Origin of the sequence: Bacteroides sp. DH3716P, from assembly GCF_025914115.1 — a bacterium.
GTDB classification, from domain to species: Bacteria; Bacteroidota; Bacteroidia; order Bacteroidales; family Bacteroidaceae; genus Bacteroides; species Bacteroides ovatus.
Genome location: NZ_CP083673.1, coordinates 4519545 through 4536272 on the forward strand (window position 1 = coordinate 4519545; position 16728 = coordinate 4536272).

Annotated in this window: 11 protein-coding genes and 1 pseudogene; 9 read left to right on the top strand and 3 right to left on the bottom strand. The window is 43.4% G+C overall.

Annotation, left to right across the window (positions count from 1 at the left end):
* Positions 1-78: 78 nt before the first annotated feature.
* Positions 79-372: pseudogene (locus tag KQP79_RS16865) on the top strand (D-alanyl-D-alanine carboxypeptidase); the annotation flags it as partial.
* A 234-nt stretch (positions 373-606) separates the two neighbouring features.
* Here KQP79_RS16865 and KQP79_RS16870 read toward each other — a convergent pair.
* Positions 607-2106 (bottom strand): acetyl-CoA hydrolase/transferase family protein, encoded by a 1500-nt coding sequence (locus tag KQP79_RS16870; RefSeq protein WP_022198929.1) that lies wholly within the window; start codon positions 2104-2106, stop codon positions 607-609.
* Between the two features lie 134 nt (positions 2107-2240).
* Positions 2241-2711 (bottom strand): hypothetical protein, encoded by a 471-nt coding sequence (locus KQP79_RS16875; protein WP_004302860.1) that lies wholly within the window; start codon positions 2709-2711, stop codon positions 2241-2243.
* Between the two features lie 336 nt (positions 2712-3047).
* Between KQP79_RS16875 and miaB the strand changes: the two genes are divergently transcribed.
* Complete coding sequence (gene miaB, locus KQP79_RS16880) at positions 3048-4421, top strand: tRNA (N6-isopentenyl adenosine(37)-C2)-methylthiotransferase MiaB (RefSeq protein ID WP_022198928.1); 1374 nt, start codon at positions 3048-3050, stop codon at positions 4419-4421.
* A 74-nt stretch (positions 4422-4495) separates the two neighbouring features.
* Here miaB and KQP79_RS16885 read toward each other — a convergent pair whose 3' ends face one another.
* Positions 4496-5209: a S24 family peptidase gene (locus KQP79_RS16885; RefSeq protein WP_022198927.1), complete on the bottom strand. Its 714-nt coding sequence runs from the start codon at positions 5207-5209 to the stop codon at positions 4496-4498.
* Between the two features lie 482 nt (positions 5210-5691).
* On the opposite strand from KQP79_RS16885, the gene KQP79_RS16890 reads away from it, so the two are divergent.
* The 7 genes from KQP79_RS16890 (at position 5692) to KQP79_RS16920 (ending at position 16724) form a co-directional block, all read left to right on the top strand.
* Complete coding sequence (locus KQP79_RS16890) at positions 5692-6093, top strand: hypothetical protein (protein WP_022198925.1); 402 nt, start codon at positions 5692-5694, stop codon at positions 6091-6093.
* Between the two features lie 21 nt (positions 6094-6114).
* Positions 6115-6984, top strand: coding sequence for a DUF4373 domain-containing protein (locus KQP79_RS16895; RefSeq protein WP_022198924.1), 870 nt, complete (start codon positions 6115-6117; stop codon positions 6982-6984).
* Positions 6985-7188: 204 nt separating this feature from the next.
* Positions 7189-7707, top strand: a complete 519-nt coding sequence (locus KQP79_RS16900) for an HU family DNA-binding protein (protein WP_022198923.1) — start codon at positions 7189-7191, stop codon at positions 7705-7707.
* Positions 7708-7808: 101 nt separating this feature from the next.
* The gene (locus KQP79_RS16905) at positions 7809-8345 is read left to right on the top strand and encodes an N-acetylmuramoyl-L-alanine amidase (protein WP_022198922.1); all 537 of its coding nucleotides are present in this window, start codon (positions 7809-7811) and stop codon (positions 8343-8345) included.
* A gap of 5 nt (positions 8346-8350) precedes the next feature.
* Entirely contained in the window at positions 8351-8446 is a 96-nt protein-coding gene (locus tag KQP79_RS16910) for a smalltalk protein (RefSeq protein ID WP_005681936.1), read from the top strand.
* Positions 8447-8565: 119 nt separating this feature from the next.
* Positions 8566-11721: a hypothetical protein gene (locus tag KQP79_RS16915; RefSeq protein ID WP_022198921.1), complete on the top strand. Its 3156-nt coding sequence runs from the start codon at positions 8566-8568 to the stop codon at positions 11719-11721.
* Positions 11722-11768: 47 nt separating this feature from the next.
* Positions 11769-16724, top strand: a complete 4956-nt coding sequence (locus KQP79_RS16920) for a DUF6443 domain-containing protein (RefSeq protein ID WP_022198920.1) — start codon at positions 11769-11771, stop codon at positions 16722-16724.
* Positions 16725-16728: the final 4 nt, after the last annotated feature.

Below are 16728 nucleotides of genomic sequence, written 5' to 3' on the forward strand. Positions count from 1 at the left end.
AGCACAGTTGCTAACTCGTTACCACTGTTTCTCAAATACTCAGTTAAATGTTTATTCTTCAAACGGTTATATTAAACCGTTGAAAATCTGAAATATGCGTACTCGCAAACAGAGGTGTTTCAGATGTTATATAAATCTCTTCCCGTTGGCGGGGTGGACGGAACATTGAAATTCCGGATGAAAGGTACTCCTGCCTTCCGGAATGTTCATGCCAAAACAGGTTCGTTTACGGCAATAAATGCGCTCGCGGGCTATCTGAAGATGAAGAACGGACATGAAGTGGCATTTGCCATTATGAACCAGAATGTACTTTCGGCGGCTAAAGCGAGAGCATTTCAGGATAAGGTGTGTGAGGTGATTATTGGGAAATAGGCTGATATGAATACATTAGCCCGTACAACCAAAGTGGAATTCCGTTGTTGAATCCGATTTCTATGTTGTCAAGGGGCAGGTACTATTTTCCATGGAGGGCTCTTTATTGATTCTTCTATAAAAAGACAATTGTATTCTCTAATAAGCAAAAATCGTAGGATTTTGTTTACCAGAGAATACAATTATACTTGTTTTGAATCGAATACTGTAAATTCTATACTATATATATTATATTTACTTTGAGTATTCAGCCCAATTAGTATTCTTCATATCGCCACTCTTAGCCAACTCTGCGTGCATACCAAGTGCAGCCTGAATAGCGTGTGGAGTCTGTGCCCGGTTACCGGCCAGTTTGAGGTAATCCCAAAGAAGCTCTTTGTAGTCAGGATGTGCACAGTTTTCGATGATGGCTTGTGCGCGTTCTTTCGGGCTCTTGCCACGAAGATCGGCAACACCTTGCTCGGTGATAACGATGTTGACATCGTGCTCCGTGTGGTCGTGGTGGGATACCATCGGTACGATCGCGCTGATCTTCCCTTCTTTGGCCACAGACGGACAAGTGAAGATAGAGATGTAAGCGTTGCGGGTAAAGTCTCCCGAACCACCGATACCGTTCATCATTTTTGTTCCGCCGATATGGGTAGAGTTTACGTTGCCGTACAGGTCAACTTCGATGGCTGTATTGATAGAAATGATACCGAGGCGGCGTACTATTTCCGGGCTGTTTGAGATTTCCGACGGACGGAGAACCAGTTTGTCGCGGAAGAAATCCATATCGTTGTAGATGCCTTCCAGACAGTCATTTGTAACAGTCAGTGAACAGGCGCTACCGAATTTGATGCGTCCTTCGCGAATCAATCCGATCACGGAATTCTGGATTACCTCTGTGTACATTTCGAATGCAGGAATCGTTTTATCACGTCCCAATGCACCGAGTACGGCGTTGGCGATGTTTCCTACACCCGATTGCAAAGGCAAGAAACTGGACGGGATAATACCGCGTTTCATGTCGGCTGCAAGGAAGTCGGCAACATTCTGGCCGATTTTGTCGGTCAACGGATCAGCGGCAGCGAAAGAACGCGCTTCGTCCGGCCAGTTGGTTTCCACTACGCCTATAATCTTTTTCGGGTCTACCTGAACGTAAGGCAGTCCGATACGGTCACTCGGTTTATAGATCGGTATTTCGCGGCGGTAAGGCGGGTCGAGCGGTTCGTATACGTCGTGCATACCCATACCGGATTTGCTGTGTGCGCTGTTCAACTCCACGATGATCTGGTCGGCAAGACGGCAGATGGTCGGGGCGATGCCGCCGGCGGCAGTCAGATAAATTTTTCCGTCCGGAGTTACTTCGCAGGCTTCGATGATGGCTACGTTCACTTTGCCCATGAACCCGTAGCGCACTTCCTGTGCCATTTGTGAGAGGTGTATGTCGTTGTAGGCAATCTCTCCGTTGTTCACAGCTTTGCGGAAGTCGGCGTTGGTAGTATAAGGAGCGCGGTAGCGGATGGCTTTGGCACGTGACAGTACGCCGTCACAGGATTCCCCTGTCGATGCGCCTGTGAAAATTCCTACTTGAAACGGGTTTCCTTTCGCATGTTCTGCTTCAGCAATTTTTGCGAGTTCGGCTGTTACAGCCTTGGCCGTTCCGGCGGGAGTAAATCCGCTTAGGCCGATGTTGTAGCCATGTTTGATTAGGCTTGCAGCTTCCGCTGCCGAAATACGATTGAGTGACATAAATAGTAAATTTCGTGTTAAATACAGTTGATATTTTTATTGATAATTAATTCTCTGTTTGTACGGCCTTGTACCAATGCTTGGCAATGACTCGTCACATAATGATTCGAAACTCAATGAGTTTACGGGCTCTCTCAATACTTCCGTTGAAGTATCTCTCCCCAGATAATAGCGCGGCGGGCTTCTTCTGCGGAGTGAATCGTGAAATCATGTTCGTTATCAGTTGATTCGGTATGAGAGTTATAATGAGAACCTTGTTGGGAATTTCGTTTATCTTGCGCGGCACTGTTTGCCAGGGATGCGGAAACGGATATTTCTTCTTTTTTTCTTTTCTGCTGCGCCGCTGGTTTCGCCGTCTGTTTGGGAGACTGTTGCGGTGGCGTCTGTTTCAGGGGTTTAGGCTGGAATAATTCTTCCAGCGACTTGGGGCCACCCCATGCCTCGGGCATAGGAACTGCATCCGGAGCTACTTCAACGGGGGATGGCATCGGGGAAACGGGGCGTTTATTCTTAGCTTTTTTCGATTTACTATTCTTATTCACCTCTTTGAATATTCCCACAAGAATGACACCTGCTATCAAGAGAAATTTCAAAAAATCTTCCATTGTGTTTCACTGCTAATTAGTTATCTGCCAAAGTTACGTATTTTATCTGGTTCAGGCTAACATTTTATTATGAAAAAAGGGCAGCTTCACAGCTCCCCTTAATTTTTTTAACCTAAACCTTAACTATGAAAAAATCTAATGTTTCTTTCATTGCACAAATGTGAAAAATAAATTTAAATATGCCAAGCATATCGCCTAAAAATGTTTATTCTCTTAACATAAATTACAAATTTGCTTGCCAAATCATAAGTTTTTGCGTTATTTTGATATCAATTCACTACTTATTGAAAGCGAAGCCGTATCTTTGCATCCGAATTTTTAAACTAAGATTTGAGTATGAACGAATTAACGGGAGCGGACTTTAAATCCGCAACTGAAATGAAGGATGACAACAAAAAGTTGTTTATCGAAACCTATGGCTGCCAGATGAACGTAGCCGACAGTGAGGTGATTGCCTCGGTGATGCAAATGGCGGGTTATTCCGTAGCCGAAACGCTGGAGGAAGCCGATGCCGTGTTTATGAATACCTGTTCCATCCGCGACAATGCGGAGCAGAAGATTCTGAATCGCCTGGAGTTTTTCCACTCGCTGAAGAAAAAGAAAAAGCATCTGATTGTAGGTGTACTGGGCTGTATGGCCGAACGGGTAAAGGATGATCTGATAACGAATCATCATGTAGACCTCGTTGTGGGGCCGGATGCTTACCTGACGTTGCCCGACCTGATTGCGGCCGTAGAAACCGGTGAAAAAGCAATCAATGTGGAACTATCTACTACCGAGACTTATCGGGATGTGATTCCGTCGCGTATCTGCGGCAATCATATTTCGGGTTTTGTATCCATCATGCGTGGCTGCAATAACTTCTGCACCTATTGTATCGTGCCCTATACTCGTGGACGCGAGCGCAGCCGTGACGTAGAAAGCATCCTGAATGAAGTAGCAGACCTCGTGGCGAAAGGCTATAAGGAAGTCACCCTGTTGGGGCAGAACGTCAACTCTTACCGTTTTGAAAGACCGACAGGCGAAGTGGTTACTTTCCCGATGTTGCTCCGAACAGTGGCCGAGGCTGCTCCGGGAGTGCGTATTCGTTTCACGACTTCCCATCCGAAGGATATGAGTGATGAAACGCTGGAAGTGATTGCGCAAGTTCCGAATGTGTGTAAACATATCCATCTGCCTGTGCAGAGCGGCAGTTCGCGTATTCTGAAACTGATGAACCGTAAGTATACCCGTGAGTGGTATCTGGACCGGGTGGCAGCTATCAAACGTATCATCCCCGATTGCGGACTGACTACCGATATTTTCTCCGGTTTTCATTCTGAAACGGAAGAGGATCATGCCTTGTCACTTTCGCTGATGGAAGAATGTGGATATGATGCTGCTTTCATGTTTAAATACTCCGAACGTCCGGGAACGTATGCGTCCAAGCATCTCGAAGATAATGTGCCCGAAGAGGTGAAAGTGCGTCGCCTGAACGAGATTATCGCTTTGCAGAACCGTCTGTCTGCCGAATCCAACCAGCGTTGCATCGGTAAAACCTATGAAGTGCTTGTGGAAGGAGTCTCCAAGCGTTCGCGCGACCAGCTGTTCGGTCGTACGGAGCAGAACCGTGTGGTGGTGTTCGACAGAGGTGCGCACCGTGTCGGTGATTTCGTCAATGTGCGTGTCACGGAGGCCAGCTCGGCTACGCTGAAGGGGGAAGAAATCTGATTTCACCACAGAGGACACGGAGGTCTTTTTTCTTCCTTGAAACTCTGTGTCTTCTGCATTCTTTGTGGTAAAACTTACATCATCATATGTCTCCTGATGGAGAACTTCACAATCGCCATCGCATTGATGGACGCGAATGGAATATCCATCGGCTCATGATGAGTATTATAGCTCACGAGCTTGAGATACCCTTCTTTTTCCGAACGATTCACGTACTTCACCGCCAGATACTCGTCTCCGTCAATCATAAACGACACCAGGTATATTTCCCCGTAAATCACGTTGTCGAAACTGCTAATTTCCTTGTATCCGATAATATCTCCCGATTTCAGTATGGGATACATGCTGTCTCCGTTGACGTAGACCGCCCCGTCGCAGACGGAAATATTGGGAATCCATATCTTCCCCAGTGCATATTGCTGTTTGTTGGTGAATAATGTTTTCAGGTTCGCCGCCGCCGTAATATCGTATAATGTCACGCTACGGTCGTCTATTGGTTCGGGCGTTTTCGGATTGTGTATAATTTCGACTTCTCCCTGTACCAGCTCGCTTTGGCAAAATCTCGGCTGATGTTTCGGATTTCCTTTTCCCAATAATAGCCAGTTATAGTCCACCTTGTCTCCGAATTTGTCAAGCAGCAGACGGAAATCAATACTGTTTCGTGCTCCCCAATTGGTAACTGTTGCTCTCGAAACTTCCAGGTATTCAGCTAGTTCGCTGTCTCTCTTTAAGTTCAATACCTGTTTGGCACGCTTGATGATACCTAATACATCCAAATTTGTATCCATTCTGTTTTTTTATTTAAAAGACTAATCTCGGATTTACAAATGGCAGCTATAAAAATGGCTGCCTCAAAAATATGTTTACTATATGTTTATAATCAATGATTTGTGAAATAGTTGAGGTTTAATATTGAAAATTGATATTTTATTTATGAAAAATATTCTATCTTTGTCCCATTGATTAATAGAAAACGTTTCAAAAATATAAATTAAAAACGGATATGCCATGCAATACTTCAAGAAAAACACAAAAAACTTGAAATTTTCTCATCCGCCACCTGCGGAAAGCTTACTGATGCCTGTTAACAGCTATTCTCTCAAGTATTAATAGCTATTTCTCTAACCATTAATATCTGAAACGCCAGATGTTAATACCTGGCAATAGGATAACAAAAGGATAACATATTGTATACGAATACTCCGTATTTGAATGATTACAGACCTGACTGATAAAAACTAGCATTTATAATTTATAATTGGATAACAAAATGAAAAGCTCAAAAGTACAAACACTGTGCGTTTGCGGATGTTGCAAACGCTCTCTTCCGGCAAGTGCCTTTTATATCAATAAGAAAACCGGCCTTCCCGGCAACTACTGTAAGGAATGTCGTAAAACTGTCAGCCGGAACCATCGGAAGAACGAGAAACGCTCCCTTGCATGCGACAGGGAAAGCAATTATCCGGTAATAACCTCTACGGAAAATCCCACGTTGCGACGGGAACTTATTCTGCATGCCCTTGAAACCGTAGCTGCCAGCATTGAACGGAAAAGGCGGAAAGTCCGTGAATCGGAATTTGAATCCGAATCAGGTTCTGAATTCCAATCCGAATCAGTCTTTGAATTGGAATTAGAATCAAAATCAGGATCAAAATTAGAATTGGCAGACTGATTTATAAAAACAATTTATATCATGGGACGAATAAAACAAGGGCTTGACTATTTCCCTTTGAATACCGATTTTATGCACGACCGTGTCGTACGCCGTGTGATGAAGCGTGAAGGCGATTCCGCCTTCACGATCCTGCTCTATACCCTGTCTTATCTATATTCGGGCGAGGGTTATTATATTCATGTCGATGATGACTTCTATGACGAACTCTCCGACCAGCTCTTCAGCACGGATAACGATAGTGTCCGCCGGGTGCTTCGTCTGTTTGTGGAGTACGGTTTCTTCGATTCCTCTCTCTACGAACGTTACGGCATCCTGACTTCCGCCGACATTCAGCGGCAGTTCCTTTTTATCACTAAACGCCGCAGCCGCCGTCATATTTCTCCGGACTACTGTCTGCTGCCGGATGAGGAAACCGTACACTCCACCCTTCCAGATGCTGTTGCAGAAACCCCGGATATTGTAACGCAAACCCTCGATACTGTAACAGAATCCCCGGATACTGCAACAAAAAGCACCTTCATAAAAAGAAAAGAAAAAGAAAGGAAAGAAAACATCCTCCCTAACCCTCCTTTGCCCAAAGGAGGGGATGAGGGAGAAGAAGGAGGAGATTTTTCTAACAGAAAACCGGCGAAGAAGAAACATGAACTGACACAGTCGGATATTGACCGGATGCAAGCTCCTGCTGACGGACACCCGCGCAACCTTTCCGGACTATTGGATAACCTTCGCCTTTATCATATTCCTCCCTCTGAACAGTATGCAATCGTACTGAAAAGTAATTACGGAGAAATCGGTGGTAAGGTTTGGAAGGGTTTCGGTGTCATTCGGGCAAGTGCCGGAAAGATCAAACTGCCCGGTCATTATTTGTTGAGTGTCCTGAATAACTGAATTAATAAGGGTTATGATGCTGCTGCGTTGTGTAATATGTTGTAAATTAGTGATATAACAACAACTTCTTATATTAACGAATTTATTAACGCACACTTTTAAAATCTCTTGCACAGACAGAAATAAGGTCTTATATTTGCATTGTCGATAAGCTTAAAGACACAGACAAACTAGAATTATTAACGACTAAAAACTATTACAATTATGCCAGTATTGTACAAACCTTTCCAGTCAACTCTGGAAGACAAAAAAAGCGGTAAAAAACTCTTCTATCCCCGAGTTGTACGTTCGGGAAACGTGGATTCCGCACAACTTTCGAAAGAAATAGCAGCCTACTCTTCCCTCTCTCCGGGTGACGTAAAAAACACACTCGACAACCTGGTGACGGTGATGGGGCAACACTTGCAATCTTCGGAAAGCGTAAGCGTGGACGGTCTTGGTACCTTCCGTATGGTGATGGTAGCTCGTGGCAAAGGTGTGGAAACCTCTGACGAAGTGTCGGCTGCACAGGCTACGCTTACCGTCCGCTTCCAACCGACAACGACTAAGAATCATGACCGCACTACCGCTACCCGTTCGATGGTGACCGGTACGAAGTGTGCCCGTTATGATAAACTTGTTTCCGATGCAGGTAGTGCAGGAGGCGGCAACTCCGGTGGAAGCGACAAGCCCGGTGGAGGCGGTAATGAAGGAGGCGGAGAAGCGCCCGATCCGGCTGCATAAATGACGTCACGGCAGTGAGGAGTACACAAAATGTAAACGGCAAACTTCGTAGGCTTAACTAGACATTTGACTTTTAACTAAACTAGAAATCATTCACTAACATGAGGATTATCAACTTGATTGTGGTGCATTGCAGCGCCACGAGGGAGGATTGTACACTTTCTCCGGAAGATTTGGACCGGTTGCACCGGCGGCGCGGATTTAACGGAACAGGCTATCACTACTACATCCGCAAGGATGGAACAGTGCACCTCACCCGCCCCATCGAACGCATCGGAGCACACGCCAAAGGTTTCAACGCTCATTCAATAGGTATCTGCTATGAAGGTGGTCTGGACTGCCGGGGATGCCCGGCAGATACCCGGACTCCGGCACAACGGGCTACGCTCCGGCGACTCGTCGGGCAGCTACAGGAGAAATTTCCCGGCTGCCGGGTATGCGGACACCGGGACCTTTCGCCGGATCTCAATGGAAACGGTGAGATAGAACCGGAAGAATGGATTAAACAGTGCCCGTGCTTTGAGGTGGCAAAGGAACTCAATGAGTTCGGAGCATTTGCCGATAGAACTGATGAGACTGGAAGTACGGAGAAACACAGAGTAACACAACACATTAAAGAACAGAAAGGAGGTAAATGATGGCAATGAAGAAATCAGTATGGGATATGATCCTGAAAGTGGTTATCGCAGTGGCTTCGGCTTTGGCAGGCGTTTTAGGCGCTAATGCGATGAATTTGTAAAGCAGAAAATTAAGTAGTAGTCCTTCCATAGATCATGATTGTGTGAAATGGAAGGACTCTGCTAATTCATTTTGTATTGACTAAACTATTTTATTGATAAATAATAGAAAAAACGAGTTATGAATAATCTATATACGAATAAAAAAATAATACTAAAGAGGCTGTTTCTTATATTATCAGCCTTTTTCGCGGTTTTATCTGCTAAGGGGCAGAGTGAAGATGGAATAAAGCTGGATGTTCCACGACTTGTACCACTTTCCCCAACGGCTACGGCTATGGTGAAATATCAGTCTTATCCTGTAGATCATTGTACAGGAGTACCTAACATAACTATTCCCTTGTATGATATAGTTGCAGGGGAGGTTACCATACCTGTTACTTTGTCTTATCATGCTTCGGGGCTTAAGCCCAAAGAAGGAAGCGGATATGCGGGAGCAGGATGGACATTGAATCTCGAACCGTCTATAGCCCGCCAGGTGATCGGGGTAGCAGACAATGACTATTATGGATGGTTTGATCGATATTTTTCTCAAAATACAGTCCCCGGTGATGAAAGAGACCGATTGATTTATTATGGGGAGATGGTAGATAATAAACGGGATACGCGTCCGGATAAGTTCACTTATAAGTTGCCGGGTGGCGGTGGAAGCGGATATTTTTCAGACAGGTCTTCCCCTCTTATTACTGTGCCTCATAACAGCGATGTGGTAAGGTATGTTGAAAGTGATATGAATATAACAGATGGAAATGGAGTCAAATATCTGTTCAATGGCGTACACGAGACGATGAATGATATTATTACCCGCTGGATGTGTACCTCTATTTGTTCAGCCCGTTATCCACATCCTACATTGGTTAGTTTTCAGTATCAAACCCTTCAGAATCAATGGGAACCTAGTGCTTATTATAATTTGAATGACAGGCTGGTCTTTGATGAAAGGGATAAAGACGGGAGTCCCAAATTGTATCTGATGGAACAAAAAAGCGGTGGCAATAACTATTATCAAATTACGGCAGGCAGATCGTCAGGTTCTTCCTCCTTGCCCAATGCCAATAAAGAGAGCGTTTCGAGCTATGTAGCGAATATGAGTTACCCGTCAGGTAGTTACTGTGCGGAGGGTAGGATGAGTACTACCCGATTGGCACAGGTGAATTTTATGGGAAACAGATTGTCTGTCAGTTATAAAGCAGTAGGTGAAGTGCCTAACAATACAAGTGTATTAGATAAAATGCAAGTGACGGATGAGAATGGAGAACTGGTGCGTACCATTAACTTTTATGTAACTCCCTATAATGGAAAAACCTCTTTGACTAAACTTGATTCTGTACGTATCTCCGCTCCCGGTGTAGAATCGCAAACTTATTCATTCAGGTATGTGGGTGTAAACAGCGTTCCTTCCATCTATACGAAGGCTGTAGATCATTGGGGATTTATGAACGGTTCGGAAGCGAGTGCTAATGGTAGTAAGTTGACAGTGCCGAACTTTTCGAAAAGAATACCTTTACCGGATACCAATAACACGGGAAGAAAAGACACTGTATTATTTGAGAATGCAGTCGGAATAGACCGTGAAGCGTCTGGTAACATTGTGGGTATTCTTGACCGGATAACAGATCCGCAAGGTATTGAAACCTCTTTCTCTTACGAAGGCAATTACGGCGCGTTTCGTGACAATAGCCAACAGCCGGAGTATCGAGACTACCTCTATCCGGTTGGCGGATTGCGGGTGAAGAGTATAGAAACCTATGATCCGAAGACAAGGAAAAGGCTCTGTAAGAATTATAGATATGGCCTGACGGTTATCAATAATGAGAAGTATGAATCCGTTTGGGGCGGCGGTGCTATTAAACACATAGTTACAGAGCGTGATTATTGTTCTACGGTAACGCAAGTAATGGACGACGGGCAAAGCCTTTGGAACGAATATTTGACAGTCTATCATTCGATGCCTGTCTCTAATATTACCTTTCGTAACGGAAGTCCGGTAATGTACAATATTGTCAGTGAAGAGATATTGGGAGGAGGCATTTCACAAAAGACCGTCTATTACTATGATGTGGATGCACATGCTTTTGAGGACGTTCTGCATTGGGAAAGTGGGGAGAATACATTCGCTTCTGTCCGGGAGTTTATGTTGAATCAACCGGAAAGCGTATTGAATCGACTTGGGCGGATGCTTCCCGGACATCCTTATGAACCTTCTGATGATTTTGTTACAGGCTATTTTGAGACCAATCAGAGAAATGGGGCTCTTATGGGTATAGACCGTTTCGACGGGCAAGAGCTAGTGTCATCTACCCGATACGAATATAAAAAAGTAATCGCGGGCCCGTATAATATTCCTGTGGATCTTCCTGTCCGGAAGCTGATAGTGGATGTTGATTTGTACATGAAAAAACCGAATAGCCTGCTTGGCAAGCCGGTATTTGTGGCTGACAATGACAATACCCATTCTGCTACGAATATGAGGACTACTTATTATTTGGATTGTGAAACGTATTGGGCACTTGATAAAGAAACGACACAATATTATTGCAAAGTGAACGGGAGACAACGGGTAATGTCGACGGAAAAGCAATATGCGTATGACGACCGCCATCTCTCCAATCCAGGTTCTTCGTTGAAGCCACGTAGGGTGGACTTTACAAACAGTGACGGCGTACAATTCTCGGATCATTATACTTATCTGGATGGTTATCCTGCCATACTCTCTTTGCATAAACACGTCGAAGACGAGCAATGCACGGAAAAGAGGATCTTGTTTAAGTCCGGCACCTGCCTCCCGGTGAGGGTGCAATTTAAAACTGACCGAATGGCGGACTTTCGTGATGAAGTCGTTTACCAATCGTATGACAGTAATAGTAATGTATGCGAAATTATGGCAAAAGACGATACGCCTGTTCTCTTCATTTGGGGATATCGCAACCGCTATCCTATAGCCAAGATAGAGAATGCTACCCGGCAGCAGGTGAGTGTGGCGCTTGGTTATGATGGAGACATCGAAGACGTTTTCGGTGATTGGGCCTCACTTGCCGTACCTACTGAAGAGATATGGGATAAGATAAACTCTCTTCGTGAGAGACTTCCCGGTAATACGCGGGTTACCACCTATGAATATGTCCCTTTGCAGGGAGTTGTTTCCATTACCGATCCCAATAATGTCATAACGAAATTTGAATATGATAATTATAGTCGGCTGACAGATAGTTATTATCTGGATGCGGACGCCCGTAAGGTAATGCTTCAACAGTATATTTATCATTTTGGTAAATGATAAGTAATTCAATGAATGGTTTAACTTGATAATGAAATTGATTTTTTATGAAAACTTATATATGTTTATTTTTCTTGTTATTCTGCTCTGTCTATTCGTGGGGACAGTCTTTGGAAGAACGAATGGCAACAGCTATTGACATTGGTACCTATTCGGAACCGTTTACTTATGAAGATACCCAAAGTACAGCTAATTTTAACTGTGGATTTATACCTCCGACCGATATGGATGATACGAGGGTGTTTATATCCAAGGATATTTTTTACAAACTAACAGTGACGCAGCCTATGAAGATTAGAGCCAGTGCAAAACCCAGTATCACTGATAGTGGTACTGTTTTCTTGCTCAATTCTTCGGGCATCCTCTTGAGTCGTACGATTTATGTGGAGGAAGCATGGGGAGATTATGGATATGGTTTGCTGCCTGGCGTGTACTATCTGGTTGCTAAACCTAACATCTATGAAGGGTATAAACCGGTGGATGCGGAAGATGTTACTATTTATGTAAAGACAACCCCTCGTGAATTGGGTGAAGATTTTTACAATCCGTTTGAGTTGGGGACATTTGGTGAGAATTTTGCATTGGCTGATTCTGCAAATACGATAGATTATCAATGTGATTATAATGCCAGTGATAACTATTGGGATAATTATTCTCGGCATGATGTAGTTTATCGCTTCACCCTGACAGAACCGATGGAGATTTGCCTGGATGATGATGGAACTGAATGTCCTTGGGAAGGGGATTCTTACAGTGTTCACCTTCTTTCAGCTTTGCATGATCCTGTTGTTCCCATCCGCACGCAAAAGCTTGGTACAGACTACGAGCTGAATGTGTATGATTTGGGAGCGGGCACCTATTATATTTATGTTTATGCTGACACGCCTATTTGGGCCGTGTATTATAGAATGAACTTGAGTGGGCGTACGTATGCTCCCGGAGTCAGTTTTTCTCGTCCTATTGATATAGGTAGCCGGGCGGACAGCTTTCAATATACAGATGTTCAGAACTCGGAACTCATGTCCGGCAATTTTCCGGAGAAAGCCGGCAATGAAGTTTTCTATCGGTTGGAGATTGAAAATCCGATGGAACTGACCGTTGATAATTGCGGTTCGGAAGTTGCGGACACCTATTTGAAAGTGTTTTCCCAAACGCAGAAGTTGCTGTATTTCAATGACGATTCGGATGGTGACGGAGCTTGTGCAAATGCCAAAAGTGCCCGTATTCATATACCCGTGTTGCTCCCGGGCGTCTACTATATTGTGACCGACGCGGAAAAGAACGGCAACATTTCCCTGTCCATAAACGGGCGACTTCTTGCACAAACGGGAGACACAAAAGCACTTGCTATCGACGCTGGAACATATAAGGCGGGACTCTTCTTTTCCGATCCCCGAGATACCTCTGTAGACTATACGGATGCTTATCCGGCAAGACCTGCGAATGACGTTTTTTATAAGTTGGTATTGCAAAAGGAGATGGATGTGGTGTTTAGTCACTGCGGTTCGGAACTGGAAGATACTTATATGAGCATCTTGAATGGAGCCGGTGAGCTCCTTTACAGCAATGACGATTATGCGGGAGAAGGTCAGTGTGAGAATGAGAAACATGCCCGCATTGAGGTCAAGAAACTTCCTTCAGGCACCTATTATGTTGTTTCGGAAGGCAGTGTCGATAACGGACGGATCACGACGACGATAGAGGCACCGAACTTTAGTGATGCTTTGTGTACAACCGAGGGGCAGCCCTGTGTGATTACTCTGACTCCCACTGTCTCCACAGATGATCTCTCCCAATTGCACACCTGTGATTATCTTCGCGAGATACAGTATTTTGACCATTTCGGGAATCCTTCACTTCATATATCTCATGGCTTCACTCCTTATAAAACCGACCTGCTCACATTGCAGGAGTATGACGGAATCAACCGCGAATCTAAACTTTGGCTTCCGGTAGCAGAATCGACTGCTGGCGGTGCTTTTCTTCCATCCGTAGAAGTCAGTGAGGCCGTTTGTAAAGCAAGCTATTACGAGAAAGATAGCTCTCCCTTCAGCTCTCCTGAATACGATAGTTCTTCATTGAACCGAATTGTCAAGAAGTATGGTCCCGGAGTTGCTTGGCAGAATCATCCGGTCAAAACAGACGTGTTGACCAATATAGAACGTAAAAACGCAGTTGATCGGGTAGACAGTTGCTTTATCGTGTGCCGTTATAGGATAAAGAATGACAGTTTGGTCTGTGCGGGTGAATATGATGCCGGAACATTGGAAGTGGTTCGTACGATAGACGAAGACAATCATGTGAGTTATGAATTTAAAGACAAGGCCGGTCGCATAGTTCTCGTTCGTCAGTCTGATGATAATCAAATATCTTATGATACGTACCATGTTTATGATAACTATGGCAACCTGTGTATGATGTTGCCTCCGATGGCAGCCGATTATTTTTTCGATGAAGGAGAATGGTCTGAAACGGCTCCCGTTCTTCAGCAATATGCCTATATTTATCATTACGATAAGTATAACCGCTGTATTTACAAGAAACTTCCAGGATGCGATCCTGTTTATACCGTTTATGACGCTGCCGATCATCCTGTCTTTACTCAAGACGGCGAACAGCGTGAGCGGAACGAGTGGAGTTTCAGTATTCCTGATGCTTTCGGTCGGACAGTATTGACCGGAGTTTGTACGAATACGTTGGATTATGTTTCTAATTCTTTAGATACTATCGTCGTGTATGCCGATTGGGCAAAAGAAGAGAACGGGTTGAAAGGCTATCAATTGAAAGGTGTAACCTTAGAGTCTCCGTGTCTCCTTTCTGCCAACTATTACGACCACTATGAGTTTTTGGGCAAGAACGGCATCCCTAATGATATGACCACTGTTTACGTAGAGGAAACAGGCTATGGCAAGCGGAATGCAGGTGGTTGTAAAGGACAGCTGACCGGGATTTGGACATCGCTCCTCTCTGCCCGTCCGGGTACTTTTACGTATTCGGTAATGTATTATGACGACCGTTACCGGATAATCCAGCAAAGGGGTAATAATGAGTTGGGTGGTACGGAGATTGTCCATACAGCTTATAATTTCTCGGGAAATCCCTTGGAAGAAAAACGTATACATACAGTTCCTGGCACTGAACCAACCGTAGAATTGCACCGGCATACGTATGACCATGCCAACCGTCTATTGAAGACTAGCTATCAGCTGAATGATAATACTCCTATTGTTTTAGTAGACAATGTGTATGATGAGATAGGTCGTTTGAAAACAGATAAACGTAATGGTGTATATGAGTTACGAACTGACTATACATATAATCTTCGTTCGTGGATAAAAGGCATTAATGGTCCATTGTTTAACCAGACGCTTAACTACCAGGAAACACTAGAGGGAACTACTCCCTGTTATAATGGTAATATCAGTCGCATGTGTTGGCGTAGTGTCGAAAATGGTATGGCTACAGTTATTGATCCGCAAGAAAAGGGTTACAGTTTCACTTATGATGGCCTTTCCCGTTTGAAAGATGCTATTTATGGAGAAGGTACTAACTTAAAACAAAACCGGAACCGCTTCAATGAGCAAATAACCGGCTATGACAAAATGGGTAATATCTTGGGGCTGCTTAGATACGGTCAAACGGGTACGGATTCTTATGGTTTGGTTGATAATCTGAATTTGATCTACCATGGCAATCAATTACAGTCGGTTTATGACAATGCCACCAACTCTGTATTTGGTAACGGTATGGAGTTTAAGGATAATGTCAATGAAACGGTAGAGTATGAATATGATAAAAATGGCAATCTGGCTAAAGATTTGAACAAAAAAATATCTGAAATTCAATATAATATCTTAAATTTGCCTAGTCACATTAGCTTTGCTGATGGAAGCAGTATTGAATATGAATATGCTGCAGACGGCAGGAAAGTCCGTACCACGCATACTATAAACAATAACGTCACGTCCACCGTTTATTGTGGTAATGCGATCTATGAGAATGGCAGTTTGAAGATGCTCTTGAATGAGGCGGGATATTATAGTTTCCAAGATAATAAGTTTCATTTCTGTCTGAAAGATCATCAAGGTAATGTAAGGGTTGTTACTGACGAGGCCGGTAATGTTGATGAAGTGAATGATTATTATCCTTTTGGTGGTTTAATGTCTAATGGATGTAATAACGTTCAGCCATATAAGTATAATGGTAAAGAGTTGGATCAGAAAGGTGGATTGGATTGGTATGATTATGGGGCAAGAATGTATGATGCAACATTGGGAAGATTTATGAAGACTGATAGATTTTTAGAAAAGTATGTTTCTCTATCTCCTTATCAATATGGAGCAAATAATCCAGTGAATAATATAGATATAAACGGAGATAGTATTTGGTATACTTTAAATGACAATATTGTGACTATGCATGTAACTGCCAAAATATTCAATAATTCAAGTGATAATATAAATATGAAGAGAGCTGCCAAAGATATAGTTTCTGATATAAAAAGTACTTATGAAGGAGAATTTGAATGGAGTGATGGCAAAACTTATAATTTAAAGGTTGATATGGATCTCAAAGTGGTAACTTCTATGAAGGATGTTGAAAGTGCAGACCATTTATTTGTATTGGCGGATAGTGATGGTGAAGGGGCTCGTGGAGTTACAAGTATGTCTGGTGGAAAAGTAATGACTTTGGCGTCAAGGGATTTTGCGAATAATAATTTATTGTCTAATAATCTGTCTCACAATAACACCTTTACTGCAACTCATGAATTTGGACATGCAGCCGGATTGCTACATTCAAAGAATCCATTTAATATAATGAAACAAGGAGGTGTTTTTCACAATAGTAATTCGACACAAAGAAAAGTTATGCTGCAACAACAATATAATATAAATAGAGGTAGTAATTCCTTGAATTATATGAATAGAAAAATACCTTATCCATATGTTCACTATGATAATAATATTGTTGATGTCTATAGTTTAGGTCTTAAATGGAGATGATATA

Excerpts from the sequence above, each read along its gene's own strand:
- KQP79_RS16885 (WP_022198927.1), bottom strand. The coding sequence starts at position 5,209 with ATGGATACAAATTTGGATGTATTAGGTATCATCAAGCGTGCCAAACAG.
- KQP79_RS16915 (WP_022198921.1), top strand. The coding sequence starts at position 8,566 with ATGAATAATCTATATACGAATAAAAAAATAATACTAAAGAGGCTGTTT.
- KQP79_RS16910 (WP_005681936.1), top strand. The coding sequence starts at position 8,351 with ATGAAGAAATCAGTATGGGATATGATCCTGAAAGTGGTTATCGCAGTG.
- KQP79_RS16920 (WP_022198920.1), top strand. The coding sequence starts at position 11,769 with ATGAAAACTTATATATGTTTATTTTTCTTGTTATTCTGCTCTGTCTAT.
- KQP79_RS16895 (WP_022198924.1), top strand. The coding sequence starts at position 6,115 with ATGGGACGAATAAAACAAGGGCTTGACTATTTCCCTTTGAATACCGAT.
- KQP79_RS16905 (WP_022198922.1), top strand. The coding sequence starts at position 7,809 with ATGAGGATTATCAACTTGATTGTGGTGCATTGCAGCGCCACGAGGGAG.
- KQP79_RS16870 (WP_022198929.1), bottom strand. The coding sequence starts at position 2,106 with ATGTCACTCAATCGTATTTCGGCAGCGGAAGCTGCAAGCCTAATCAAA.
- miaB (WP_022198928.1), top strand. The coding sequence starts at position 3,048 with ATGAACGAATTAACGGGAGCGGACTTTAAATCCGCAACTGAAATGAAG.
- KQP79_RS16875 (WP_004302860.1), bottom strand. The coding sequence starts at position 2,711 with ATGGAAGATTTTTTGAAATTTCTCTTGATAGCAGGTGTCATTCTTGTG.
- KQP79_RS16890 (WP_022198925.1), top strand. The coding sequence starts at position 5,692 with ATGAAAAGCTCAAAAGTACAAACACTGTGCGTTTGCGGATGTTGCAAA.
- KQP79_RS16900 (WP_022198923.1), top strand. The coding sequence starts at position 7,189 with ATGCCAGTATTGTACAAACCTTTCCAGTCAACTCTGGAAGACAAAAAA.